The following is a 25,524-nucleotide window of genomic DNA, read 5'->3' as shown; positions in this document are numbered from 1 at the left end:
TAACTTCGCCCGAGCACGGTTCACTTCATGTGCGTCCATACCTTCAACATGCCCCCAAACAGGACCGAGAGGCAGACGTAACGGAGTCCTACTAGCGCGCGTACAGCCCCTCCACCTCCCGGGCGAAGTCCCGCAGGATCGCCTCCCGGCGGAGCTTCATCGACGGGGTCAGATGGCCGGCCTCCTCCGTGAACTCCACGGGGAGGACCGCGAAGCGGCGGATCGACTCGGGGCGGGAGACCAGCTTGTTGGTCTCGTCCACCGCGCGTTGCAGGACCGCGTGCAACTCCTCGTCGTCGAGCAGGAGTTCCGGCGGCACCGGGTGCTTGCCGATCATCTGGCGCCAGTGCACGATCCCCTCGGGGTCCAGGGTGATCAGGGCGCTGACGTAGGGGCGGCCGTCGCCGAGGACCAGGCACTGGGAGATCAGGGGGTGGGAGCGGAGCCAGTTCTCCAGCGGGGCCGGGGCCACGTTCTTGCCGCCCGCGGTGATCAGGATCTCCTTCTTCCTGCCCGTGATCGTGAGATAGCCCTCGTCGTCCAGGCGCCCGATGTCGCCCGTCGCGAACCAGCCGTCGGCAGCCGCGGGGACCACCCCGCCCGCGTTGGGGTCCCAGTAGCCGCGGAAGACCTGGCCGCCGGACAGCAGAACCTCGCCGTCCGCCGCGATGCGCACCCTCGTGCCGGGCAGCGGCCAGCCCACCGTGCCCAGCCGGGGTTTGAGCGGCGGGGTCACGGTGGCCGCGCCGGTGGTCTCCGTCAGGCCGTACCCCTCGTAGATCCCTATGCCGGCGCCCGAGTAGAAGGCGGCGAGGCGGTGGCCGAGCGGGGAGCCGCCGCAGATGACATTCCGGACCCTGCCGCCCAGGGCGTTGCGGATGCGGCGGTAGAGGAGGGGGTCGTAGAAGGCGCGTGCCGTCTTCAGGCCGCGGCCGGGGCCGGGGCCGGTGCCGTGCTGCCGGGCCTCCGTCGCCTCGCCGTAGCGGCGGGCCACGTCGGCCGCGCGGTCGAACAGCGCCGCCCGGCCGCCGCGCTCGGCGGCGGCCCGCGCGTTGTTGTAGACCTTCTCCAGCATGTACGGGATGGCCAGCAGGAAGGTCGGCCGGAAGCTCGCCAGGTCGGCCAGCAGGTCCTGCGCCCGCAGGCTCGGCGCGTGGCCGAGCCGTACCCGGGCGCGGATGCAGGCGACGGCCACCATCCGGCCGAAGACGTGCGACAGGGGCAGGAACAGCAGCGTGGACGGCTCGTCGGTGCTCTTCGCACTGAAGATCGGGTGGAGGAGTTCGGTGGCGTTGTCGACCTCGGCGAGGAAGTTGCCGTGCGTCAGCGCACAGCCCTTGGGGCGGCCTGTCGTACCCGAGGTGTAGACGAGGGTGGCCAGGGTGTCCGGACCCAAAACGCCCCGGCGTACGGAGACCTCCTGGTCCGGCAGCTGCTGCCCCAGTTCCGCCAGAAGGTCGACGTGCCCCTTCTCCATCACCCACACATGGCGCAGGCCGGGCAGATGGGGGCGCTCGGGGCCGAGGGCCGCCGCCTGGCCGACCGTCTCCGTCACCAGGGCCGCGACGCCCGCGTCCTGGAGGATCCAGCGGGTCTGGAAGACCGAGGAGGTGGGGTAGACGGGGACCGTCACCAGGCCCGCCGCCCAGGCCGCGAAGTCGAGGAGCGTCCACTCGTACGTCGTGCGCGCCATGACGGCGATCCGGTCGCCCGGCATCAGGCCCTCGGCGATCAGACCCTTCGCCACGGCCAGGACCTGGTCGGCGAACCGAGCCGCCGTCACATCCGTCCACTCACCGTCCGCGTCACGGCGGCTGAGGACCCGGTGGCCGGGCACCTCGGCCGCGTTCTCGAACGGCAGGTCGGCGAGCGAACCGTGGGTCACCTGCGGTTTCAGCGGGGGCACATACGCCTCCCGCACCTCACCGTTCAGCCGCCGGGTCTCCGGCTCCACGAGCACCGGGCTCCCGTCGTGGTCGAGGTCGGCCGGAGCCGTGGGTACGGGAGCGGACGAGTACGAGATGGGCATGGGCAGCTCCTGGGGCCTGCAGCGGTGCACTGCTTCGCTGCATGAGGTACGCACTGTGCGCACCGAGACGTTCATCGGCGGTGCGGCTCGCTGTTACCGCCGGTCAGGACCCGGATCGTACGGGTCCCGCGTGGGAAGTCTGTGCGGGTTCGGGGAGGGTCTGGGGACGGGCGTGTGCAGCCTCCGCGTTCACCCGCCGCCCGGATGCGGCCCGGACGACTCCGCACGGTTTGAGCGGCGCCCCGGCCGATGCGGCCTGGGGACTCGGCCGGCGCGGCCGGGCACGGGAACCGCTCATCTCGACCCGCCCCTCCCCCCGGACGTGCGCCCGGACTTACCCCCGGTAACCTTACTCCAGAGTCAACAGTCGAGCGAGCTGGGAGCCGGACGATGACCGACCGCTATCCGCGCTTCACGGGAACCGCCCCGGGCCGTTTCCTCACTCGGCGGCTCGGGCTGACCCCGCTGCTGGCCCGGGGTGCCCTTCTCTCCCCCTTCAAGCGCCCGCGGCCCGACGCCCCCTTCCCCCGGACGCGGCTCGTCCTGCCGGGGGTGCGGATCGACTCGGACCGGCTCGCCGCGTACGAGCGCGTCTGCGGGTTTCCGACCGGGGTCGACGCGCTGCCCGTCACCTACCCCCATGTCCTCGGCTTTCCGCTCGCCATGCGGATCATGGCGAGCCGGGAGTTTCCGCTGCCCCTCGTCGGTCTCGTGCACACGTCCGTCGAGATCACCCAGCGCGAGCCGCTCGCCCCGGACGGGGAGTACGCCATCGGGGTGCGGGTCCGGGAACTCCTGCCCCACCGGCGCGGCACCGAGGCCGTCGTCGTCACCGAGGCCCACGCCGGGGAGCGCCTGGTGTGGGAGTCGACCAGTACCTACCTCGCCCGGCACCGCACCTCGGCCCCGGCCGCGAAGCCGCCGACCGTACGGGCTCCCCTGCCCGCTCTCGCCAAGTGGCATCTGGCCGACGACCTCGGGCGCCGCTACGGGGCCGTCTCCGGGGACCGCAACCCCATCCATCTGCACCGCCTCACCGCGCGCCCGTTCGGCTTCCCCCGGGCCATCGCGCACGGCATGTGGAGCGTCGCCCGGTGTGTCGCCGAGCAGCCGGCCGGCACCGCCGTGCACCTGCGCGCCGAGTTCGGGGCACCCGTCCTGCTGCCGGGCACCGTGATATTTGCGGCCGAGGGCGGACGCTTCGAGTTGCGCGGCGGGGACAGGCTCCACCTCCGCGGCGGGATACGGCACCTGCGGGAGTGAGCCCGGCGCGCGCCCGCCGGGAATTGCGTCCGGAAACCGTGACATCCGGAAAGGCTGACGTCCGGGAAAGCCTCGGGGCCGGAAAACGTCGGGGACGGAGCCGAGAACCGACGGAATCAAGCCCCGCAAACGGCCCCGTAACACCAGCCGGACCTCCGGCGGTGACCCCTTCGGAACTCGGGGGGACCCGGTCCGAACCCCGGCGCAGAACCGTCCTCGGCACGGCCCGGAGCCCGCATGAGACCAGCCCACAGGGGTACCGGGGCACCATGGGTGTGCTGGCCCGTCTGGACGGTTACCAGCGACGGCATCGCTGGGCGGGCTTTCCTCTGGCCGTGGCCTACAAGTTCTTCGACGACCAGGCCGCCTATCTGACCGCCCTTTTGACCTACTACGGTTTTGTGTCCCTCTTCCCGCTGTTGCTCTTCCTTGTCGCACTCCTGGGCACCATACTCAGCGGAAACCCGCCTCTGCAGCAGGCGGTGCTGAACTCGGCACTGAGCGAATTCCCGGTGATCGGCGACCAGCTCGGGCACAACATCCACTCCTTCCACGGAAGCGGTGTCGCCCTGGGCGTGGGTATCGCGGGCAGTCTCTACGGCGCCCTGGGAATCTCGCAGGCCGCCCAGCTCGCCCTGAACAAGATCTTCGCGGTGCCCCGCCACGCCCGCCCCGACCCGCTCCGCTCGCGGCTGAAGGGCCTGAAATTCCTGTCGCTGCTCGCGCTCGGGCTCTGTGTCACCACGGCCCTGTCCGCCGGGGAGTCCCAGGCCAGCGTGTTCGGCGCCCGGCTGGCCATCGGCGTGCGCGTCGCCGCCGCGGCGACGGCCGTCGCGCTCAACGCCGGGCTGCTGATGGCCAGCTACCGCATCCTGACCCGCCGCCGGCTACCGGTGCGCCTGATGTACGCCCCAGCCCTGGCCGGAGCCTGTGCCTGGCAGGTAATCCAGTGGGGCGGCTCGTACTACGTCGGCCATGTCCTGAGGGGCACCACGGCGACGTACGGGCTCTTCGGAATCGTGCTCGGCCTGATCGCCTGGCTCTATCTCGGCGCGCTGGTGTACATCGGCACGGCGGAGGTCTGCGCGGTGCGGTGCCTGCGGCTGTGGCCGCGCAGCCTGCTGAGCCCCTTCACCGACCGTGTCCACCTCAGCCCCGGTGATCTGCGCGCCTACCGGACGTACGCGACGACGGAGTCCTTCAAGGGCTTCGAGAAGATCTCGGTCCACTTCGACCAGCCCCCGCACCCGCCGCTCGACGGCGGCAGCCCGGAGGAACACCCGCCGGAGTCCGCCTAGGGGAGTCCTAGTCGCGGTCCGGGGGTGACCAGGAACGGCCCTCCATGAGGTTGCCGAGGCCCGCCCAGGCGAAGTTCATCAGGGTCGCCGCGGCCTGCCGGGCGGAGACACCGGGAGTGACGTTGGCCCAGGCCGCGAGGGACTCCGCGGCACCGACGAGAGCCTCGGCGAGCCCGGCGACGTCGCGTTCGGGCAGGTCGGGCTCATGGGGGTCCCTCCCCGCTCGGGCGCAGCCGACAGCCTCGGGGAGGGCGGCCTCACGCGCCGCGAGAGCGATCAGCTCGGTCACGAACGCGACGATCTCCTCGCGCATCGCGGTGACCTCGGCGGCGAAGGGCTCGCCGTGCGTACGGGCCTGGAGGTGCAGCACCGTCCAGCCGTCCGGGTTGCGCGCGGTATGGGCGAAGAACGCGCGGAGTCCTTCCCACAGTTGGCGGTCGGCGCGCAGACCCGCCCGGACACCGGAGCGCACGGCCGCCGTGAGCGCGGCGGCCTCGCGACGGATGCAGGCGGTGAAGAGGTCTTCCTTGGAATTCAGGTACAGGTACACCAACGGCTTCGAGACCCCGGCCAGTTCGGCGATCTCGTCCATGGACGCGGCCGTGTAGCCACGTCGGCCGAAGGTCTTCACGGCGGCGTCCAGCATCTGCTGTTCCCGCACGGCCCGCGGCATCCGCCTGGTCTTCACGGAACCCATGCGGGCAAGACTACGATCAGTCGGTCCCGGGGGGCGGCCGTCAGCTCAGGAAGCCTGGCCCTGTGCGCGCGCCGCGTCGTCGGCCACGTCCTCCTGGGCGCGGTTCGCCTCGATGCCGGCCTTCATGCGGTCGACCTTCCGCACGATCTGCGCGGAGGCCCGGTCACGCTCCCCGCGGAGCACCACGAAGCTGATCGGGGCCGAGATCACCAGGGCGAGCAGGACGATCCACAGGCCGTTGGAGGCGCCGAGGCCGCGCGGGGCGAGACCCGAGTAGACAAGGCCCCAGACCACCACGAGGCAGCCCGCGAAGACACCGAGGCGCATCAGCGTGTAGCGGAGCATCTGTATCCACTCTTCCGTTCCGTGGGAATCCCCCTGTTGGTCACCGTCCAGTGAAGCACGCGCGACGCCCGATCTTGCACGGGGGTGCGGGGCGGCCCGGTTGCCCGGACGGCACCTGCCCGGTCAGCCCAGCGGCAGCAGCATCGTGATGTCGTCGCGGTCGTCGCCCGGCGCCACCCGGATGGCCCCGGGCACCCGGCCGACCTCCTTGTAGCCGCAGGACCCGTAGAAGCGCTCCAGACCGAGGCCGCCGCGGCAGGTGAGCCTTATCGCCTCGATGCCCTCGAAGCCGCGGGCCGCGTCCGCGGCGGCGGCCAGCAGGTCGCGGCCGTACCCCTTGCCCTGGTGCCGCGGGTGCACCATCACCGTGTACAGCCACAGCCAGTGCGTCATCAGCCGGTGCGTGTTGAAGGTGAGGAACGCGGTCGCGGCCACCCGCCCCTGGGTGTCGTACCCGGCGAGCAGCCGGGTGCGCCCCTCGCTCATCGCCGCCAGGTGCCGCACCAGTTCGGGCCGTATCACCTCTCGGGTGACGGGCGGCACGAACCCGACGGCCCCGTCGGCGTTGGACACGTCCGTCCACAGCTCGAGGACGTCGTCGCGCAGGGCGGGGGTCACGGCCGGATCGAGAACGAAGGTAAGGGGCATAATGGGAGACTATCCATTACCTGGTTGCGGCTTCCATCAGATGTGGCGCCCCTCACCCCACAGACCCGCAGGCCCCGGCGATGCCGGGGCCTGCTCGGAGCCGGAGAAGGGAGCCGCGGGAGGGTCAGACGCGCATCGGCTGGGGCGCTTCGCGGCGGGCCGGGTCCGGGCCCTCGTACTCGCGGATGATCTCGTACCGCGTGTTGCGCTCCACCGGGCGGAAGCCCGCGTCGCGGATGAGGTCGAGCAGGTCCTCACGGGTCAGCTTGTTCGGCGTGCCGTAGTTGTCCGCGTCGTGCGTGATCTTGTACTCGACGACCGAGCCGTCCATGTCGTCCGCGCCGTGCTGGAGGGCCAGCTGCGCGGTCTGCACCCCGTGCATGACCCAGAAGACCTTGACGTGCGGGACGTTGTCGAAGAGCAGCCGGGAGACCGCGAAGGTCTTCAGCGCCTCCGCGCCCGTCGCCATCTGGGTGCGCGCCTGAAGGCGGTTGCGGACCTTGCCGTCCTTCATGTCCACGAAGTCGTGCTGGTAGCGCAGCGGGATGAAGACCTGGAAGCCGCCCGTCTCGTCCTGCAACTCACGCAGGCGCAGCACATGGTCGACGCGGTGACGCGGCTCCTCGATGTGGCCGTACAGCATGGTGCAAGGGGTCTTCAGACCCTTCTCGTGCGCCAGGCGGTGGATCCGCGACCAGTCCTCCCAGTGGGTCCTGTGGTCGACGATGTGCTGCCGGACCTCCCAGTCGAAGATCTCGGCACCGCCTCCGGTGAGCGACTCCAGACCGGCGTCGATCAGCTCGTCGAGGATCTCGGAGGCGCTCAGCCCCGAGATGGTCTCGAAGTGGTGGATCTCCGTCGCCGTGAACGCCTTCAGCGAGACGTTCGGCAGGGCGGCCTTCAGCTCGCGCAGCGACCGCGGGTAGTAACGCCACGGCAGGTTGGGATGCAGGCCGTTGACGATGTGCAGCTCGGTGAGGTTCTCCGACTCCATCGTCCTGGCGAGCCGGACCGCCTCCTCGATGCGCATCGTGTACGCGTCCTTCTCGCCCGGCTTGCGCTGGAACGAGCAGTACGCGCAGGACGCGGTGCACACGTTCGTCATGTTGAGGTGGCGGTTGACGTTGAAGTGGACCACGTCACCGTTCTTGCGGGTCCGCACCTCGTGTGCGAGGCCGCCGAGCCAGGCCAGGTCGTCCGACTCGTACAGCGCGATGCCGTCCTCACGGGTCAGCCGCTCACCGGCCCGGACCTTGTCCTCCAGCTCGCGCTTGAGCCCGACATCCATGCTTCCGCCTTCCCTTCGGACAAACCCACCCCACCGTACCCCCCGTCCTCCTGGCGGCCGGTGGCCCCACCCGGAGCTGCGCGTCCAGTGCGCCTAGTGCGTCTCCGGAAGCTCCCCGACCCGGTTCTCCCACTTCGTGGACAGCACGATCGTGGTCCGCGTACGGGAGACGCCCTTGGTGCCGGACAGCCGGCGGATGGTCTTCTCCAGGCCGTCCACGTCGGTCGCGCGGACCTTGAGCATGAACGAGTCGTCGCCGGCGATGAACCAGCAGTCCTCGATCTCCTGAAGGTCCTTCAGCCGGTGCGCCACGTCCTCGTGGTCGGCGGCGTCGGAGAGCGAGATGCCGATGAGGGCGGTGACCCCGAGCCCGAGGGAGGCGGCATCGACCGTCGCACGGTAACCGGTGATGACACCGGCCGCCTCGAGGCGGTTGATGCGGTCGGTGACGCTGGGCCCGGAAAGGCCGACGAGGCGTCCCAGCTCCGCGTAGGAGGCCCGGCCGTTCTCCCTCAGGGCCTGGATGAGCTGCCTGTCCACCGCGTCCATGCGATCGAAGCCTTCCGCTGAAGAGGTCTGAAGAGGTCTGAAGAGTTCCTGGAAGTGACGGGGGCACTGCGACTCGACGGGTGACGGGGTCGGTGACGCGCTCGGCCGGTTCTCACGTCGCACGGCTCCCGCCGCCCAGTTCGCCCTCCCAGCGGCGGTAGAGCCGGTGTTCGACGCGCACCGCGTCCAGCACCCGCCCGGCCACGAAGTCCACCAGGTCCTGGATGTGCGTGGCCCCGGCGTAGAAGGCGGGCGAGGCGGGCACCACGACCGCGCCCGCGTCGTCCAGCGTCACCAGATGGCGCAGCGTCTGACCGTTCAGCGGGGTCTCCCGTACGGCCACGACCAGCGGGCGGCCCTCCTTCAGGGTCACGCTCGCCACCCGCTGCAGCAGGTCCTTCGACAGTCCGAGCGCCACCCCCGCCACGCACGCCGTCGAGGCCGGCACGATCAGCATCCCCTTGGCCGGATACGAACCCGAGGACGGCCCGGCGGCCAGGTCCCCGGCGCTCCAGTGCCGTACCCCGGTGATGTCCACGTCGAAGGTGCCCGGCTTCCCGTCGGCGCCGCGGGACAGCCAGGCCCCCAGGTCGTCCTGCCAGTGGGCGTCCCGGAACGGCAGCCCCGTCTCGTCGAGCAGCGTCAGCCGGGAGGCCCGGCTGACCACGAGGTCGACGCTCTCCCCCGCCGCCAGGAGGCCACGCAGCACGGCTGCCGCGTACGGAGTGCCGGATGCTCCCGACACCCCCACGATCCAAGGCGCCCGCTGCGTCTGTCCTGGTTTCATGGCCTCGAGCCTATCCATCAGCTCTCATCGCTCAGACAGTGAGACCGCGAACCAGCAGATCCAGCAACGCGCAGACGAACAGGGCGATGCCGATGAACCCGTTGACGCTGAAGAAGGCGCGGTTGAGACGGCTCAGATCGTGGGGCCGCACGATCGAGTGCTCGTAGACGAAGGCGCCCGCCACGATCACCAGGCCGAGCCAGAAGAAGAAGCCCGCGCCGGTCACGACCGCGTACCAGACGAACAGCGTCAGCACGATCGCGTGGCAGACCCGGGCGCCCCAGATCGCCGCGGGGATGCCGAAGCGGGCCGGCACCGACATGACCCCGACCTCGCGGTCGGTCTCCACGTCCTGGCAGGCGTAGATCAGGTCGAAGCCGCCGATCCAGATGCCGACCGCGAGGCCGAGGATCACCGCGTCCCAGTCCCACCGCCCGCTGATCGCCAGCCAGCCGCCGACCGGGCCCATCGCCTGCGCGAGGCCGAGGATGGCCTGCGGGAAGTTCGTGAACCTCTTGCCGTACGGGTACACCACCATCGGGATCACCGCGATGGGGGCGAGCGCCAGGCAGAGCGGGTTGAGCAGGGCCGCGGCACCGAGGAAGAAGACCAGCGCGATCAGCGCGCCCGTCCAGGCGTGCCGCACCGACATCGCGCCGGTGACCAGCTCCCGCTGGGCCGTGCGCGGATTGCGGGCGTCGATCTCACGGTCGATGATCCGGTTCGCCGCCATCGCGAAGGTGCGCAGGCCCACCATGGCCACGGTCACGAGGAACAGGCGTCCCCAGTGGATGTTCCGGTCCCACTGGAACATCGCGGTCAGCGAGGCGATGTACGCGAAGGGCAGGGCGAAGACGGAGTGCTCGATCATCACCAGGCGCAGGAACGCCTTGGTGCGTCCCGGCCGCGGGATCGCGGCGGAGGCGCTGCTCACAGGCCGTACTCCTTCCAGCGGCGGGTGACCTTCGCCGCCGTCTCCGGGTCGGACAGGACCATGTCGGGCCAGCCGCCGTCCCTCGTGTAGCCCTCCTCGGGCCATTTCCTCGTCGCGTCGATGCCCGCCTTGCCGCCCCAGAACTGCTGGTAGGAGGCGTGGTCGAGGTGGTCGACCGGGCCTTCGACGACGGTGAGGTCGCGGGCGTAGTCCGTGTTGCCGAGGGCACGCCAGGCGACCTCGTGCAGATCGTGCACGTCGCAGTCGGAGTCGACGACCACGATCAGCTTGGTCAGCGACATCATGTGCGCGCCCCAGATGGCGTGCATCACCTTCTGGGCGTGCTTGGGGTACTTCTTGTCGATCGACACGATCGCACAGTTGTGGAAGCCCCCCGCCTCGGGAAGGTGGTAGTCGACGATGTCCGGGACGATGATCTTCAGGAGGGGCAGGAAGAACCGTTCGGTGGCACGGCCCAGCGGCCCGTCCTCCGTCGGGGGGCGGCCGACGACGATCGACTGGAGCAGCGGTCGCTTCCGCATGGTGACGCAGTCGATCGTCAGGGCCGGGAACGGCTCCTGCGGCGTGTAGAAGCCGGTGTGGTCGCCGAACGGTCCCTCGGGAAGCATCTCGCCGGGCTCCAGCCAGCCCTCCAGGACGACTTCGGCAGCCGCGGGAACCTGGAGCGGGACCGTCTTGCAGTCCACCATCTCGATCCGCCGGCCCGCGAGGAACCCGGCGAAGAGGTACTCGTCGATGTCACCGGGCAGCGGCGCGGTGGAGGCGTACGTCACGGCGGGCGGGCACCCGAAGGCGATGGCGACCGGCAGCCTCTCGCCGCGCCGGGCCGCCACCTGGTAGTGGTTGCGGCTGTCCTTGTGGATCTGCCAGTGCATGCCGATCGTGCGCTTGTCATGGCGCTGGAGGCGGTACAGCCCGAGATTGCGGATCCCGGTCTCCGGATCCTTGGTGTGCGTCAGCCCGAGATTGAAGAAGGACCCGCCGTCCTTGGGCCAGGTGAACAGCGCGGGGAGGGCGTCGAGATCGACGTCGTCGCCGCTGAGGACGACCTCCTGCACCGGAGCGCTGTCCGATCTGACCTTCTTGGGCGGCACATGGGCCATCGCGCCGAGCTTTCCGAAGGCCTCGCGGACCCCGACGAACCCGTGCGGCAGCTCGGGCCGGAGCAGGCCGCCGATCTTGTCCGAGATCTCGCCGTACGACTTCAGGCCGAGCGCCTTCAGCAGACGGCGGTCGGTGCCGAACACGTTCATGGCGAGGGGCATGCTCGACCCGCGCACGTTCTCGAAGAGCAGCGCGGGCCCGCCCGACTTCTGCACCCGGTCGACGATCTCCCCGACCTCCAGACACGGGTCGACCTCGGCTTTGATGCGCTTGAGGTCTCCCTCGCGCTCCAGCGCCCGGAGCAGGGACCGAAGATCGTCGTAAGCCATGCGATCCAGTATCCGGTACCGGCTAACCTGACCCCGTCACCGGGGCCTTGCCACGCTCCGTCGCCGTCTCCTGGGGGATCGCTCGACCATGTTCCGGTATCTGCCCTTCCTGCTCGTCCTGGCGCTGTGGATATACGCCTTCATCGACTGCCTGAACACGCCCGAGGAACAGGTCCGGGGGCTGCCCAAGGTGGTCTGGGTCATCATCATCCTGCTGTTCGGGGAGGTGCTGGTCGGTCCGATCGCCTGGCTCGTCGCGGGCAAGGTGCGCCACGCGCCGGTGAACGGCTCGACGCCCTCCGAGTGGCACCGCAACCACCGCACGGCCTGGGTGGCGCCCGACGACAATCCCGGGTTCCTCAGGTCTCTGAAGGAAGAGAACAAGAAGGACGAGGCGCTTTTGAAGGACTGGGAGGCCGATCTGCGCCGCCGCGAGGAGGAGCTGCGCCGGCGGGAACGCGGCGAGGACCCCAAGGGCTGAGGGGACCGGGGACCGACCGGCGGAACTGCCCGCGCCCCCTTGGTCGGCAACCGGGCTCCCGGACGATCATTCGTGGCCGACTGCGAAGCCTTTCGTAACGCAACGGACACCACGCGCCCTGGTCCGAATCAACTCCCCCTTTTTACACTGGTATTGGTAGACCTCACAGCAGCACATCGGATCGGACCGCTCCGGGGGGAGACGCGGTGCACAGATCGCTGCACGGCCGGGGGCCGCTGTTCGACACCGACCCGCCCGGCCTCGCTGCGCGGCTCGTCGGTCTGCGCCCGTACCAGCTCCGTTCCTCACCGTGCGAACACCAGGGCGACCTGCCCTTCGTGGTCTTCGCGGGCGGGCGCGGGCTCGGCAAGAGCGCGCTGCTCGCCGAGCTGCGCACCGCTTACCAGGGACATACGCCCGTCGCGCTGATCGACGGCGAGGAGGCGCAGTTCGCGGGGCCGCCCCCGAATCGGCCCGGCGAGGCGTGGTCGCCGGTCGCACAGGCCCTCACGACCGTCGCCGAGCAGCTCGCCGAGCCGGTGAAGGGAGCGGGGCGGATCAGTTTCCCGCGGCTCGCCTCGGGGCTGCTGGCCGTGGCGGCCGGCGGCTGGAGCGACCGGAACCTGGCGCGGATCCGACAGGAGGCCGAGCGGATCCTGCTGCTGAACGACTCCCGGTCCTTCCTGGACGGGTTGGCGGGCCGCTGGGTGAGCAAGGTGATCGCCAAGCTGATCGCCTCCCTGTCGAACGCCGGTCCGGTCGTCGAGCCGATCATCGAGGCGACCCTGGAGGCGTTCAGCGAAGGGGTCTCGCCCACCCACCGGCGGCTGCGCAGGGCCGCCGCGTGGTTCCGCGACTACCCGAACGCGGGCGGCAACCCCAAACTGGGGCTCATCCTGCTCTCGGGGCACTTCCGGGCGGACGGCGACTCCCGCACCCACGCCGAGCGCTATCTCGTCCGGGCCCTGCTGGCCGACCTGGACGACGCGTACGCCGGAGTCATGCAGCGCTCCCACCGGCTGGGCCGCCCGGTCGTGCTGATCGACAACGTGCAGTCGCCCGCCGGGCGCGGCCTCATGGAGTCCGTGCTGCGCGACCGTGCGGACGGCATCCGCGACCAGGTCGCCTTCTTCTCGGCTCTCCGCGGGCACACCCTCCCCCACGCGCGGCCGCGCTCGAGCGGGGGTAGCCCCATCGCGCTCAGGAACGCGGGTCGCCGCACCCTCACCGAGGTGGCCCGCGCCACGGGCTGGGAGCCGGGTTCCTCCCCGTCCTCCCGGGCGCTGCTCGTGTCGCTGCCGCCGCTGACGCCCGACGACACCCTGCACATCGTGGGCGCGCTCTGCCGGGGCCTGGACGTGCCGCCCCAGCTTCCGCACGCCACTCACCGGCTGACCGGCGGCAATCCGCTCGGCATCACCCTGCTCGCCGAGTCGGCCCGGCAGAACCTGCCCCGCGGTGCCGGGTCCCTCGGCACGCTCCTCACCGGGGACGTCGCCCTCCACGCGGACCACGACGGCCGCCCCGCCTACCGGGAGCTGCTCGACCGGCTGGTGCCCGGCGGCCGACTGGACGAGCTGACCGTGCTCGCCGCGGCGCACGACCGGGACTCCGCGCTGTCGCTCGCCGAGGACCGGCTCCCGGACGACTTCGGCGCGGCCGGGGTGCTCGGCCTCCAGGAGCGGCTCGCCGATGAGGGGTGGCCGACGGCGGCCGGACAGTTCGTCGGAGACCCGTTCCTGCGGGCGCTGCTCCTGCTGCGGCTGCACCACCTCGACCCGGACCACGCACAGTGGCGGGCGGTCCACCGGGCGGTCATCGAGCACTACGACCGGCGGGTCTCCCCGGACGCGGCCCGCTATCGGCTGCACCACCAACTGGCCCTCGGGAAGGCGGACTTGGCGGTGGCCCATCTTCGGGACACCTTCCCGGGCACAGAGGTCGGCCCCTGGCTGTCCTCCCTGGTCTTCATCGCGTCCGCGCCCTACTACCACGCGCACGACCCCGAGGGCCACGACTTCGACGGCCACGACCACCGGGCCGCGGTGGCGCTCGGCCGTACGGACCCGGAACAGCGGATGCCCGAGGGCGTGGACGCCGCCCTGCATCTGCGCGTGCGGAGGCTGCTGCACGCGGTGTGGCAGCTGACCGATCCGCTGGTGCTGCCCGACCCGAAGGTGGCCGAGCGGCTGCGTTTCGAGCTGGAGCAGCTGTCGAACCTGCGGCCCGGGGGCACGGCCCTGCTGTGGCGCGCCTCGCGGGACTGGCCGGCGGACGCGCTGGCGGGCCGGCCCCTGCGCATCCCGGGCGACGACGAGGACGGGGGCCGGGAGTGACGGGCGGCATGAGCGTGACCGGCGGCACCGGCTGCATGGGCGTGCCCGGCGGCGTGCGCGTGACGGGCGGCACGAACGGCACGGGGGCGACGGGTTCGTACGAGGACGGGGGTCGGTGATGGCGGCACGGCTGTGGAGATGGCTGCGCGAGGACGTCTGGGAGATTCGCTTCCGCCGGTACGTGGCACTGCTGCTGGCCGCCCTGGTGGTGGCCGCCGCGGTGTGGCTCGGCCTGGTGATGACCAGGGAGGACCGCTCCTGCGCGCCAGGTGTGGCCCGTCCCGAGGGCAGCAGTGACTGCGTGGGGGTGTCGGCGACGGCGTACGACTTCGGCCGTTCCCGGTTCACCGAGACCGTGCGGGCGATCGACCGCGAGAACCACCGGCTCAAGCCCGGCGGTTATGTGACGGTCGCGCTGTTCCTGCCGTTCACCGCGTCCGCCCCGGCCAGCCTCAATGACATCCAGCACCAGTTGCAGGGCGCCTATCTGGCCCAGTACCAGGCCAACCACGACACCGACGACCAGTCCCCGGCGATCCGGCTCGTCCTCGCCAACCCCGGCGCGGACGGGGCGCACTGGCAGACGGTGGTCGACCGGCTGGAGGCGATGGCCAAGGGCCCGGACACACTGCGCGCCGTGACCGGCATAGGGCAGAGCACGGACAGCAACAAGAAGGCCGTCAGGGCGCTGACCCGGCGCGGCATTCCCGTGATCGGCACCTCGATCACCGCCGACGACCTCGCCAACGGGCAGGGCGGCGAAGAGCCCTACCCCGGGCTGGCCCGCGTCTCCCCCACCAACACCGACGAGGCCCGCGCCCTCACCTCGTTCGCCCGGGTGTCGGGCGGCAAGGCGCTGCTGGTGTACGACAAGCCGGGCGACCCCTACACCCGGACGCTCCAGACGTCCTTCGAGAAGCTGCTGTCCGGCTCGCGGATCGAGCCGCAGTCGTTCACGCCGCCCGACGACCGCACGCTGGACGGCACGACCGGGAACCAGTTCCGGCAGATCGCGTCCGTCGTGTGCGACACCCCCGCCTCCGTGAACACGCTTCTGTTCGCCGGACGGCACACCCAACTGCGGCAGCTGGTGAACGCGTTGGGGGAGCGGGGCTGCACGGACCGCAAGCTCACCGTGCTCACCGGGGACGAGGGGTCGTACCTCACCGGCGACAGGAAACTCAAGCGGGAGGCCCTCACCCGGAACCTCGCCGTCCGCTACACCTCGCTGGCCCACCCGGACGCCTGGACGAAGGAGAGCCCGGCGACGGGCGGCAGTGCCGCGGACGCGAGGACACTGACCGACCTGATCACCCGCAGCAGGGAGCAGCCGCTCGGACCGATCGGGCATGTCGCCCTGGAGGACGGGCAGCTGATCATCGCCTACGACGCGATGCGGCTCGCGGTGCAGGGGCTGCGGGAGGCGACGCCGAAGGGCCGGGCCGTGCCGCCGCTCGCCGAGGTGGTCAACGAGTGGTCGTTCATCAAGGGGTCGCACCGGGTGAACGGCGCGAGCGGATGGATCTGCCTCGACGGGTACGGGAACCCCTACGACAAGGCCGTGCCGGTCGTGGAACTGATGCCGTCGGGCGGGTCGCGGTTCGTGCGGCTCGCCTGGCCGGAGGGCAAACCGCCCGCGAAGGAGTGCCTGCCGCCGGCGTGAGTCCCGTCAGAGGGCACCGCCCTCCACGACGGCGAGCAGGCGCTCGAACCGCTCCCGCCAGCCCGGGTCGCCGGTCTGCTCGCTCTCGTGCGTGAAACGCACGGTGGTGCCCGCCGGACGGCCCGGCTCCAGGTGGAAGCGGATACGGCCGCGGCCCTCCACGGTGTACTCGGCGACCCGTTCCACATCCCATGCCGTGATCCGGCCCCGGGCCGTGCCCTCGGGCAGCCGGAGCGCCACCGTGCCGCCGAGCCGTGGTTCGAACGGCTCGGCGGCGGCCAGCCACTCCCCCAGGCCCGCGGAGGTGGCGAGGGCTGGCCAGACCTCCTCCACGGGCCGGGGCAGGCGCAGCAGGTAGTGCCGCACGTGCAGGTCCCCCCGGCACTCGGCGACACCCTCTTCGATGGGATCGGTCATGACACCAGCCTGGCCCGCCGGCCGGGGTTGCGCACGTGTTGCGGGCGCTCGGCCGCCTTGTCCACCACGGCCCGCGTGATCACCGCGCTCACGCCCGTGACCTGGCGCAGGCGTCGACGAGTTCGCCGAACGCGTCGTGATCGCCCGCGCGGATGCGTGTCCTCAGATGCGTGTCCTCAGACGCGTGTCCACACTCCCCATCCGCCCGTACGGCAAAGGCCGGTTCCGGTGACTCGGGTCACACGCAACCGGCCTTCGGGAGGCGGGACCTACACGCCCGCGTACGAGTGCTTGCCGCCGACGAAGATGTTCACGCCGTAGTAGTTGAACAGCCAGCAGCCGAAGGCGATGAGCGCGATGTACGCCGCCTTGCGCCCCTTCCAGCCGGCCGTGGAGCGGGCGTGGAGGTAGCAGGCGTAGGCGACCCAGGTGATGAAGGCCCAGGTCTCCTTGGGGTCCCAGCCCCAGTAGCGGCCCCAGGCCGACTCCGCCCAGATGGCGCCCGCGATGATCGTGAACGTCCACAGCGGGAAGACGGCGGCGTTCACACGGTAGGCGAACTTGTCCAGGGTCGCGGCGGCGGGCAGCCGTTCCAGGACGGAGGTGGCGAAGGTGCCGGGCTTGCCACCGCCCGCGAGCTTGTTCTCGTAGGAGTCCTTGAACAGGTAGAGCAGGGTGCCGACCGCGCCGACGTAGAGGACCGCGCCGCAGAAGATCGCGGTGGAGACGTGGATGTACAGCCAGTACGAGTGCAGGGCGGGCACGAGCTGGTCGCTGGCCGTGTACAGGACGGTGACGGCGAGGCCGAGGTCGAGCAGGACGGTGGTGGTGAGGAACAGGCCGAGCCACCGCACGTTCTTCTTCAGGGCGAGCAGTCCGAGGTACACGCCGACGGCGACCGTGGAGAACGTGATGTTGAACTCGTACATGTTGCCCCACGGCGCCCGCTGCACGGAGGCCGCGCGGGCGATGACGCCGCCCAGCTCCACGGCGAAGGCGAGCGCGGTGAGCGACACGGCGATCCGGCCGTAGAGGTCGCCCTGGGCGTCACCGCCGTGGGCGCCGGGACCGTCCGGCACATCACGGGCACCGGCCGCGGCCCGGGTGATGACCTTCGGCCGCTCCAGCACCGCGGTGCCGCCGGCCTTCTTGACCGTGACGGCGGGCGCCTGAGCCTTCTGCGCGGTGCCGGTGGTGAGGGCCTGGGCGGTGCGGGCGACCTTGCTGCGGCTGCCGAAGAGCCATTCGGCGATGTACGCGAAGAAGGCCAGGGTGTAGACGGCCATCGCGGAGTAGATCAGCGTGTTGCTGATGTTCGCGAGGTGTTCGTTGGTGGCGGTGGCGAGGGTCACTTCTTCTGAGCCCCTTCAGCGGCAGGTACGGGGGTGGCGGCGCCCGGCTCCTGGTCGGGGTCGGCGTCCTTCTCGTCGGTCTTCGTGGGTGCCTGTTCGTGGACGAGGGCGGCCAGGTCGCCGAGTTCCTCGGGCAGCTTCGTGGACTCGCTGCGGCCGAGGCCCGCCATCTCCACGACGGTGACACCGTCGGCTCCGGTGGTGGCCCGCACCCAGACACGGCGGCGCTGGATGAACAGGGAGGCGGCCAGGCCGAAGATCGCGGCGATCGCGCCGCCGAGCGCCCAGCCGGTGCCGGGCTGCTGCACGATCTGGAAGCCCGCCCACTCCTTGACCTGCTTGTCGAAGGTGATCGAGCCGTTGCCGCCGGGCAGCTGCATGGTCTCGCCGGGCAGCAGCCGGGCCTTGACGAGGTCGCCCTTGGAGTCCTTGAACGGCTTCAGCTTCTTGGTGTTCAGCTGGTACACGTTCTGCGGGATGCCCGCGTTGACGCCCAGGTCGCCGTGGTACGCGGACACCGCGAGCACCGGATAGTCCAGCGCGGGGAACTGGGAGAACATCGTGCCCTTGCCGGCGCCGGCGAAGGTCGGCACGAAGAACGCGGCGAAGCCCAGCTGATCGGACCGGCCCTGGGCGTCGCGGTAACCGTCGTAGACCTTCACGGCGCCCTGCGAGGTGACGTTGGGGTCGATCGGCAGCAGCGGCACCGGACCGTGGAAGACGACGCCGCCCTTGCCGTCGCGGACGGTGACGACGGGCGCGTACCCGTGGCTGACGAGGTAGACCTTCGCATCGTCGATGTGCAAGGGCTCGTTGACCTTGATCGTGGTCTTCTTCTCCTTGCCGTAGGCGCCCACGCTGTAGGTGACGTCCGCCTGGTACGTGTGCGGGGTGCCCTTGTTGGGGCCGGTGCGCTCGTAGGTGCCGGTGAACTTCTTCAGATCGAAGCTGAACGGCACCAGGTCGTCGTCGGTGAAGAGGTTGCCCGACTTGAAGTCGTCGTACTGGGTGAGGGTGTTGGCGAAGCCGTCCCCCTCGACGATCAGCTTGTTGCCCTCGGACTTGTAGAGCTGGCCCCAGGCGAAGGCGATCAGCATCACGACCAGGGCGATGTGGAAAGCGAGGTTGCCCAGCTCGCGCAGATAGCCCTTCTCGGCGGCGACCGCGTCCCCCGCGACATGGGCGCGGAAGCGGCGCCGCCCCAGTGCCCTCAGGGCGGCCTCGCGGACCTGCTCGGGGTCCGTGTCGGTGCGCCAGGCCGCATACGCGGGCAGTCGGGAAAGCCGCTTGGGCGCGCCCGGCGGACGACCCCTGAGCTGGCCGGCGAACTGCCAGGTACGCGGGACGATACAGCCGATGAGCGAGACGAACAGCAGGATGTAGATCGCCGAGAACCACACCGAGCTGTACACGTGGAACAGCCCGAGCTTCTCGTAGACGGGGCCCAGCGTCTTGTGGGCGTCCAGGAACTCCTGCACCTTCAGCGCGTCGGTGCCGGACTGCGGGATCAGGGAGCCGGGGATGGCGCCCAGCGACAGCAGGAACAAAAGGATCAGCGCGACCCGCATGGAGGTCAGCTGCCGCCAGAACCAGCGGGCCCAGCCGATGACCTCGCGTGCGGTCCAGGTGATCCAGCCCAGGGCGCCGGGCGCCCGGGAGCCGCCGAAGGAGCCGGGCATGGCGACCTCGACGGGAGCGGTGGACAGTTGGGAGCCGGCGTCGCCGAGGTCGGACTCCGCGCCCTGCTCGAGGGTTTCGGCACCCTCGGGGCTTTCGGGGCGTGCGGGCGTCTCGTCGCTGTGCACGTCGGTGCTCCGTGTGTCGCTCATGGATCAGATCCCCACCGTGAAGCCGTTGGACCAGCTCTGCGCCTGCTGCACCAGACTGTCCCAGGCACCGGTCAGCAGGAGCAGGCCGGTGACGATCATCATCCCGCCGCCGACGCGCATCACCCAGGTGTAGTGGCGTTTGACCCAGCCGAACGCGCCGAGGGCCTTGCGGAAGGCGACCGCGGCGAGGACGAAGGGGATGCCGAGGCCGAGGCAGTACGCGACGGTCAGCAGGGCCCCGCGGCCCGCGCTCGCCTGGCTGAAGGAGAGCATCTGCACCGAGGTGAGGGTCGGGCCGAGGCACGGCGTCCAGCCGATCCCGAACAGCGCGCCGAGGACGGGCGCGCCCACCAGGCCGGTGGTGGGGCGCCGGTGGAAGCGGAACTCGCGCTGGGTGAGCCAGGGCATCAGGCCCATGAAGAAGACACCCAGCAGGATCATGAGCGCGCCGAGCACCTTGGACAGCGTGCCCTTGTACTCCTGAAGCGTCTGCCCGAAGAACCCGAACAGCGCCCCGCCGGAGACGAACACCACCGTGAACCCGATCACGAACAGGGACGCGCCCGTGACCATCCGCCCGCGCCGGGCCTCCGCCAGGTCGGTGCCGGTGACGCCGGTCACGTAGGAGAGGTAGCCGGGGACGAGCGGCAGGACGCAGGGGGAGAAGAACGAGACGAGCCCTCCGAGCACGGCCACCGGCAGGGCGAGCAGCAGGGCCCCGCTGAGGACCGTCTGGTTCGGGTCGGTGGCCGCGGCGAGCTGGGACACTCCGGTCACGTCACTTCTCCGCGACGACCGGGTCGAGCATCTCGCGCAGCTTCTCCTCGCTGAGGGGCTGCAACGTCCGCGCGGCGATCTTTCCATCCCGGTCGAGGACCAGCGTGGAGGGGATCGCCTGCGGGTTCAGGGTGCCCTTCTTGAAGCGGAGCATCAGCCTGCCGGTCGGGTCGTACAGGCTGGGATACGTGACCCCGAACTCCTTCTCGAAGGCGCGGGCCGGTTCGGTGCTGGTGTCGCGGGTGTTGATGCCGACGAACTGGACGCCCTTGTCCGCGGTGTCCTTGGCCACCGTGACGAAGTTCACCGCCTCGGCGCGGCACGGCGGGCACCAGGAGCCCCACACGTTGATCACGACGACCTTGCCCTTGTAGTCGGCGACGTCGAGCTTCTTGCCGTCGATCGTCGTGCCGGACAGGTCGGGGGCGGCGGCCCGCTCGCCCTTCTCGACGGTCGCGATGCCGTCCTTGCCGGTGATGAAGTTGGTGTTGCCTGAGCCTCCGGAGGTGCCACCGGAACCACAGGCGGACAGCACGAGCGCCGCCGCGGCGGCCCCGGCGGTGGCGAGGGCGGCGCGGCGACTGCGGCTACGGGTGCGGTTCAGGCGCTGGGGGGCGCGGCAGGCGGCACTCATGTGAAAAGTTTCGCATGTCCGTTCCGGGGATCTTGCGCACCCCCCTTGCGGGTGGAAAACCGCATTTCAGGCGGCGTTTGAGGGCCGATTTCCAGTCGGCCTTCGAGTACCGCGTTCGAGGCGGCCCTTGGGGGCCCTCTTCCAGGCGGTTTCCAGGCGGCCCCTCGGGACCACCCTTTCAGGCGGCCACGGGGGATCCGCCCCAGGCGGCCCCTTGGGGCCTTTCGGACGTCCCACGCGAGACCGCCCCAAGCGGTCGCCGGGGGCGTCTCAGGCGGCCTTCGAGGGGTCGCTCGACGCGCCCTTGCCGGTGGCGGTGTCCGAGAGGAACTCCTTCCAGCCGCCGGCCGGCTGCCGGCCCACCTCCAGGGTCTGGAGCTTGCTGACCACCTCGGGGCGCTGCACGTCCAGCCAGTCCACGAACTGCCGGAAGGAGACGAGTCGTACGTCGGCACCCTTCTCCTTCTCGCGCGCGATGTGCTTGAACGCCTCTTCCACGGCGTCCATGTAGATGCCGCCGTTCCAGTGCTCGAAGTGGTTGCCTATGAAGAAGGGTGCACGGTTTGTACGGTATGCCCGCTCAAATCCGGCTATATACGCCTGCGCTGACTGGGTGCGCCAGCCGGGGTAGTTGTAGGCGGGCGCCTTCGTCGTGTTCAGCGACTGGTTGGCGAGCATGTTGTAGTCCATCGACAGCACCTCGAACGACCGCCCCGGGAACGGGACCAGCTGGAGCGGCAGATCCCACAGGCCCTGCCGCTTCACCGGCCAGCGCTGCCGGCCGCCCGGCGAGGAGGCGTCGTAGCGCCAGCCGAGCTCACGGGCCGTGGGCAGCAGGTTGTCCTGCCCGAGCAGGCAGGGCGTACGGCCGCCTATCAGCTCCTTGTCGTAGTCGAAGGGCAGCGGCGGCAGATCCGAGAAGCCGGTGTTGGTCTTCCACTCCTTGACGAACGCCTTGGCCTGCTGGATCTCGCTGAGCCACTGCTTGGGCGTCCAGTGCCCGACCGTGCCGAAACCCGAGCAGAAGTGGCCGTTGAAGTGGGTGCCGATCTCATGGCCCTCGAGCCAGGCACGGCGGACGTTCTCGATTGTGGCGCGGATGTGCGCGTCGGTCAGGTAGCCGATGTCGGAGGCGCCCGGCTGGTTGTTCGGCGGGAGGTACTTGCGCTTCTTCGACTCCGGCAGCAGATAGAGCCCGGAGAGGAAGAAGGTCATGTGCGCGCCGTGCTCCTTGGCGAGGTCCAGGAAGCGCGGGAAGAGACCGTTGCCGACCTCGCCGGCGCCGTCCCAGGAGAAGACCACGAACTGCGGCGGGGTCTCGCCGGGCTCCAAAGGCACGGGCTTGCCAGGCTGGTACGGCTGCTTGCCGGTGTCTGCGGTGGAACCGTCACCCAGCGGACGCGCGGTGGCAGTCGGGCTGCTGGACGCGCCGGAGCCGCCCTTGCCGGGACGGCCGGGCAGCGTACTGTCCTGCCCCTGCGTACCGCACGCCGCCAGCCCCATCGCGGCGGCAGTGCCCGCCCCGAGCCCGATCAGTCCGCGTCGGCTGATGTCCCGCATCCCGTCCCCATCCCATAGCGCCCTCTCAGCGGTCACACATGGAGAGGGCGCGACGGAGACGGCGGTTCCGCCAACCCGTTTGTCTGCAGCGGATTTTACGAAGATACACCGCATGCCAGGACTGAATACGCTTTGTTACGAGGCGTACGCCTTGCCGTTAGGCGTACGTCTTGCGGCACGGATTCAGCGGCAAGACGTACGCCTCGACTCGACGGCTCAGGCTCCGAACGCCTTGCCCGCACCCTTCACCGGCTTGGCGCCCGCCAGCAGATGAGCCGGTACCAGGTCCCGGGCCGGCTCGGTGTATCCCACGGACACGATCTTGTCGCCCTGGTACGTGAACGTGGTGAGAGAGGCGAGCGTGCACTGCCGCCTGCGCGGATCGTGCCACAGCCGCCGCTTCTCCACGAAGCTGCGCAGAATCCAGATCGGCAGCTGGTGGCTGACGCACACGGCCTCATGACCGCGCGCGGCGTCCCTGGCGGCGTCCAGCGCCGCCATCATCCGGACGACCTGCTCCACGTACGGCTCGCCCCACGACGGCTTGAACGGGTTGACGAGGTGCTTCCAGTTCTCCGGCCGCCGCAGCGCGCCGTCCCCGACCCCGAAGGTCTTGCCCTGGAACACGTTCTCGGCCTCGATGAGCCGCTCGTCGACGGCGATGTCGAGCCCGTGCGCCTTGGCGATCGGAGCGGCCGTCTCCTGGGCCCGCTCCAGCGGGGAGGCGACGACATGGGTGACGTCCCGGGAGGAGAGGTGCTCGGCGACCCGCTCGGCCATCTGCCGCCCCAGTTCGGAGAGGTGGTAGCCGGGCAGCCGCCCGTACAGCACCCCGTCCGGGTTGGCGACCTCGCCGTGCCGCATCAGGTGGACGACGGTGATGTCACTCATGCTGCCGTGGCCTCCGCTGCTGCCCGGGCCGCCGCCGGAAGCGCGTCGGCGATCCGCTGGATCGCCCGCTCGTCGTGGGCGGTGGAGACGAACCAGGACTCGAACGACGAGGGCGGCAGATAGACGCCCTGCGAGAGAAGGGATTGGAAGAAGGCGGTGAACCGGAAGGACTCCTGCGCCTTCGCGTCCTCGTAGTCGGTCACCGGCCGGTCGGTGAAGAACACGGAGAACATGTTGGAGGCGCTCTGGAGCCGATGCGCCACGCCTTCCTTGGTGAGCGCGTCCGTGACGAGCGTACGGATCTCGATCGACACCGCGTCGAGCTGCTCGTACGCGGCGTCGTCGAGAAGCCGCAGCTGGGCGAGGCCGGCGGCGGTGGCGACCGGGTTCCCGGAGAGGGTGCCCGCCTGGTAGACCGGCCCGGCCGGGGCGAGGTGCGCCATGACGTCGGCGCGCCCCCCGAAGGCGGCTGCGGGGAAACCGCCGCCCATGACCTTGCCGAAGGTCATCAGGTCCGGCTTCACGCCGTCGATGCCGTACCAGCCCGCGCGGCTGGTACGGAATCCGGTCATGACCTCGTCGGAGATGTACAGGGCCCCGTTTGCGTGGCAGAGATCCCTGAGGCCCTGGTTGAACCCGGGCAGCGGCGGCACGACGCCCATGTTCCCGGGCGACGCCTCGGTGATCACGCAGGCGATCTCACCGGGGTGGGCGGCGAAGGCGGCGCGCACGGCGTCGAGGTCGTTGTACGGCAGGACGATCGTGTCACCGGCCTGGGCGCCGGTGACGCCGGGAGTGTCCGGCAGGGCGAAGGTGGCCACGCCACTGCCGGCGGCGGCGAGCAGCGAGTCGACATGCCCGTGATAGCAACCGGCGAACTTGATCACCTTGGCGCGCCGGGTGAACCCGCGGGCGAGCCGGATCGCCGACATGGTGGCCTCGGTCCCGCTGGAGACGAGCCGCACCTGCTCGACGGGCTCCACCCGGGCGACGATCTCCTCCGCGAGCGCGACCTCGCCCTCACCGGGAGTCCCGAAGGAGGTACCACGCGCGACGGCCTCCTGGACGGCGGCGATCACCTCCGGGTGGGAGTGCCCGAGGATCATGGGCCCCCAGGAACACACGAGATCGACATATTCACGTCCATCGGCGTCGGTCAGATAGGGACCGTTACCCGACACCATGAACCGGGGCGTACCGCCCACGGCGCGAAAGGCGCGCACCGGAGAGTTCACGCCGCCGGGCGTGACGGCCGCCGCGCGCTCGAAAAGAGTCTGCGAAACTGGGGCTTCGTACGGATAGCTCACACTAGCCATGGTGTCAGAGGCCGCGAAGATCCCGCGGACAGGTGTTTCACCGCACGTTTCGGCGGGCGGCCGTGGGGGAGGTCACTGACACGATGATCGGGTTGCGCGGCGGGGGCCACGCGTCCTAGAACAGCAGTCGGGTGGAGATATGCATCGCGGTGGCGGACTGGGCGAGGGGACCGATGATCTGGGTCCTCGGCGTGCCCGGCGGGGAAGGCACCGACGCGACGCGGAGGAGACGGCGGAAACACGTCGGGCGCAGGGGCCTTACGAGGCGCACGAGCCGCAGGGTTCGCGCGGTTCCCAGGTTCCCCACAGCTCGGCGGATGAGGAGATAGCGCAGGGTGCGCAGGGTCCGGGCAGTGCACAAGGTGCGCAGGGCCCGCAGGCTTCGCCGGCCGACCCTGAGCGAATCGAGCGTGCGGCACGTATCGACGGCAGGGGCCGCGCGGTCGACCGACTCAGGGTAGGGAGCGGGAATGGTGGTCGGGTGGGGGTGACGTACAAATACTTCGGCGCGCCGGACGGCGCCACGGCAGCCCGCGTCCCGATCTCGATGCGTCCCGAGGAACTCGGCGGCGACGAGCTCGGCATGGGCGGCATGTTCACCAAGATCAAGCCGGAGACGATGGCGGCGATGGTCCTCACGGGCATCGAGGGCGTCCCCCTGCACAAGGTCCCGCCGCTGGAACTGGTGGTCCTGCACCCCGACTACGCGGTGGTCAAGCTCCCCATGACGGTCGTGGACCCCCTGCGTGGCATCGGCGAGGAGGCGGTGGGCGCGGCGGCGTTCATCTGGTCCACGGTCCCGGACCGCGGCGGCCCCCGGGACGCGTTCAACGTGTACCAGCTGCTGCACGAGTGGCAGGACTTCAGCCACCGGCTGCATGAGGCGGGGCATCAGCCGTATTGCCTGGTGTGGCCGTGACCTGGGGTTTCAGTCGTTTCGGGCGGGGTCTTCGGACCTCGCCCTTTTGGTGCCCGG

23 protein-coding genes are annotated in these 25,524 nt (G+C 70.4%); 6 read left to right on the top strand and 17 right to left on the bottom strand.

The genetic code is table 11. From position 1 onward, the window contains the following. Positions 1-91: 91 nt before the first annotated feature. The gene (locus ABZ823_RS27630) at positions 92-2,029 is read right to left on the bottom strand and encodes an AMP-binding protein (RefSeq protein ID WP_361665563.1); all 1,938 of its coding nucleotides are present in this window, start codon (positions 2,027-2,029) and stop codon (positions 92-94) included. A 390-nt stretch (positions 2,030-2,419) separates the two neighbouring features. Between ABZ823_RS27630 and ABZ823_RS27625 the strand changes: the two genes are divergently transcribed. Both ABZ823_RS27625 and ABZ823_RS27620 read left to right on the top strand, forming a co-directional pair. Then, positions 2,420-3,292, top strand: coding sequence for a MaoC/PaaZ C-terminal domain-containing protein (locus tag ABZ823_RS27625; RefSeq protein WP_361665562.1), 873 nt, complete (start codon positions 2,420-2,422; stop codon positions 3,290-3,292). A 269-nt stretch (positions 3,293-3,561) separates the two neighbouring features. Further along, positions 3,562-4,590 (top strand): YihY/virulence factor BrkB family protein, encoded by a 1,029-nt coding sequence (locus tag ABZ823_RS27620; RefSeq protein WP_361665561.1) that lies wholly within the window; start codon positions 3,562-3,564, stop codon positions 4,588-4,590. Positions 4,591-4,597: 7 nt separating this feature from the next. Here ABZ823_RS27620 and ABZ823_RS27615 read toward each other — a convergent pair whose 3' ends face one another. The 8 genes from ABZ823_RS27615 to ABZ823_RS27580 all read right to left on the bottom strand — a co-directional run bounded on the left by ABZ823_RS27615 (position 4,598) and on the right by ABZ823_RS27580 (position 11,292). Further along, positions 4,598-5,287, bottom strand: a complete 690-nt coding sequence (locus ABZ823_RS27615; protein ID WP_361665560.1) for a TetR/AcrR family transcriptional regulator — start codon at positions 5,285-5,287, stop codon at positions 4,598-4,600. A gap of 45 nt (positions 5,288-5,332) precedes the next feature. Further along, the gene (locus ABZ823_RS27610; RefSeq protein ID WP_361665559.1) at positions 5,333-5,632 is read right to left on the bottom strand and encodes a DUF4229 domain-containing protein; all 300 of its coding nucleotides are present in this window, start codon (positions 5,630-5,632) and stop codon (positions 5,333-5,335) included. 123 nt (positions 5,633-5,755) lie between these two features. Then, the gene (locus ABZ823_RS27605) at positions 5,756-6,280 is read right to left on the bottom strand and encodes a GNAT family N-acetyltransferase (RefSeq protein ID WP_361665558.1); all 525 of its coding nucleotides are present in this window, start codon (positions 6,278-6,280) and stop codon (positions 5,756-5,758) included. A gap of 124 nt (positions 6,281-6,404) precedes the next feature. Beyond that, the gene (mqnE, locus tag ABZ823_RS27600) at positions 6,405-7,568 is read right to left on the bottom strand and encodes an aminofutalosine synthase MqnE (protein WP_361665557.1); all 1,164 of its coding nucleotides are present in this window, start codon (positions 7,566-7,568) and stop codon (positions 6,405-6,407) included. A gap of 93 nt (positions 7,569-7,661) precedes the next feature. Then, entirely contained in the window at positions 7,662-8,117 is a 456-nt protein-coding gene (locus ABZ823_RS27595; RefSeq protein ID WP_361665556.1) for an Lrp/AsnC family transcriptional regulator, read from the bottom strand. A gap of 112 nt (positions 8,118-8,229) precedes the next feature. Further along, positions 8,230-8,904: a UbiX family flavin prenyltransferase gene (locus tag ABZ823_RS27590; RefSeq protein WP_361665555.1), complete on the bottom strand. Its 675-nt coding sequence runs from the start codon at positions 8,902-8,904 to the stop codon at positions 8,230-8,232. Between the two features lie 31 nt (positions 8,905-8,935). Next, positions 8,936-9,838 (bottom strand): menaquinone biosynthesis prenyltransferase MqnP, encoded by a 903-nt coding sequence (gene mqnP / locus ABZ823_RS27585; protein WP_361665554.1) that lies wholly within the window; start codon positions 9,836-9,838, stop codon positions 8,936-8,938. Beyond that, the gene (locus ABZ823_RS27580; protein ID WP_361665553.1) at positions 9,835-11,292 is read right to left on the bottom strand and encodes a menaquinone biosynthesis decarboxylase; all 1,458 of its coding nucleotides are present in this window, start codon (positions 11,290-11,292) and stop codon (positions 9,835-9,837) included. Before ABZ823_RS27580 ends, mqnP begins: the two co-directional genes overlap by 4 nt. A gap of 88 nt (positions 11,293-11,380) precedes the next feature. On the opposite strand from ABZ823_RS27580, the gene ABZ823_RS27575 reads away from it, so the two are divergent. The 3 genes from ABZ823_RS27575 (at position 11,381) to ABZ823_RS27565 (ending at position 15,772) form a co-directional block, all read left to right on the top strand. Continuing rightward, a complete protein-coding gene (locus ABZ823_RS27575) occupies positions 11,381-11,773 on the top strand; it encodes a PLD nuclease N-terminal domain-containing protein (RefSeq protein ID WP_361665552.1) in 393 nt (130 codons plus the stop codon). Positions 11,774-11,979: 206 nt separating this feature from the next. After that, positions 11,980-14,109, top strand: coding sequence for a hypothetical protein (locus ABZ823_RS27570; protein WP_361665551.1), 2,130 nt, complete (start codon positions 11,980-11,982; stop codon positions 14,107-14,109). Between the two features lie 118 nt (positions 14,110-14,227). After that, positions 14,228-15,772, top strand: a complete 1,545-nt coding sequence (locus tag ABZ823_RS27565) for an ABC transporter substrate-binding protein (protein ID WP_361665550.1) — start codon at positions 14,228-14,230, stop codon at positions 15,770-15,772. Between the two features lie 6 nt (positions 15,773-15,778). On the opposite strand, the gene ABZ823_RS27560 is transcribed toward ABZ823_RS27565, so the two are convergent. From ABZ823_RS27560 to hemL, 8 genes are all read right to left on the bottom strand, one after another. Then, positions 15,779-16,189 (bottom strand): SRPBCC domain-containing protein, encoded by a 411-nt coding sequence (locus ABZ823_RS27560; protein WP_361665549.1) that lies wholly within the window; start codon positions 16,187-16,189, stop codon positions 15,779-15,781. Positions 16,190-16,458: 269 nt separating this feature from the next. After that, positions 16,459-17,541, bottom strand: a complete 1,083-nt coding sequence (ccsB, locus tag ABZ823_RS27555) for a c-type cytochrome biogenesis protein CcsB (protein ID WP_361665548.1) — start codon at positions 17,539-17,541, stop codon at positions 16,459-16,461. Then, positions 17,538-19,220: a cytochrome c biogenesis protein ResB gene (locus ABZ823_RS27550; protein ID WP_361665566.1), complete on the bottom strand. Its 1,683-nt coding sequence runs from the start codon at positions 19,218-19,220 to the stop codon at positions 17,538-17,540. Before ABZ823_RS27550 ends, ccsB begins: the two co-directional genes overlap by 4 nt. 153 nt (positions 19,221-19,373) lie before the next feature. Continuing rightward, positions 19,374-20,147 carry a cytochrome c biogenesis protein CcdA gene (locus ABZ823_RS27545; RefSeq protein WP_361665547.1) on the bottom strand — a complete coding sequence of 258 codons (774 nt, stop codon included), beginning with the start codon at positions 20,145-20,147 and terminating at the stop codon, positions 19,374-19,376. 1 nt (position 20,148) lies between these two features. Further along, positions 20,149-20,781 (bottom strand): TlpA disulfide reductase family protein, encoded by a 633-nt coding sequence (locus tag ABZ823_RS27540; protein ID WP_361665546.1) that lies wholly within the window; start codon positions 20,779-20,781, stop codon positions 20,149-20,151. 270 nt (positions 20,782-21,051) lie between these two features. Beyond that, positions 21,052-22,341, bottom strand: a complete 1,290-nt coding sequence (locus ABZ823_RS27535; protein ID WP_361665545.1) for a hypothetical protein — start codon at positions 22,339-22,341, stop codon at positions 21,052-21,054. 216 nt (positions 22,342-22,557) lie between these two features. Beyond that, the gene (locus tag ABZ823_RS27530; RefSeq protein ID WP_361665544.1) at positions 22,558-23,232 is read right to left on the bottom strand and encodes a histidine phosphatase family protein; all 675 of its coding nucleotides are present in this window, start codon (positions 23,230-23,232) and stop codon (positions 22,558-22,560) included. Continuing rightward, complete coding sequence (hemL, locus tag ABZ823_RS27525; RefSeq protein ID WP_361665543.1) at positions 23,229-24,548, bottom strand: glutamate-1-semialdehyde 2,1-aminomutase; 1,320 nt, start codon at positions 24,546-24,548, stop codon at positions 23,229-23,231. The genes ABZ823_RS27530 and hemL overlap by 4 nt, the downstream gene beginning before the upstream one ends. Positions 24,549-24,969: 421 nt before the next feature. Between hemL and ABZ823_RS27520 the strand changes: the two genes are divergently transcribed. Continuing rightward, positions 24,970-25,467 (top strand): hypothetical protein, encoded by a 498-nt coding sequence (locus ABZ823_RS27520; protein WP_361665565.1) that lies wholly within the window; start codon positions 24,970-24,972, stop codon positions 25,465-25,467. Positions 25,468-25,524: the final 57 nt, after the last annotated feature.

The organism is Streptomyces sp. NPDC047079 (assembly GCF_040643755.1).
GTDB lineage: Bacteria > Actinomycetota > Actinomycetes > Streptomycetales > Streptomycetaceae > Streptomyces.
The sequence above is the reverse complement of the archived record's forward strand: the minus strand, read 5'-3'. Positions and strand labels throughout refer to the sequence as shown.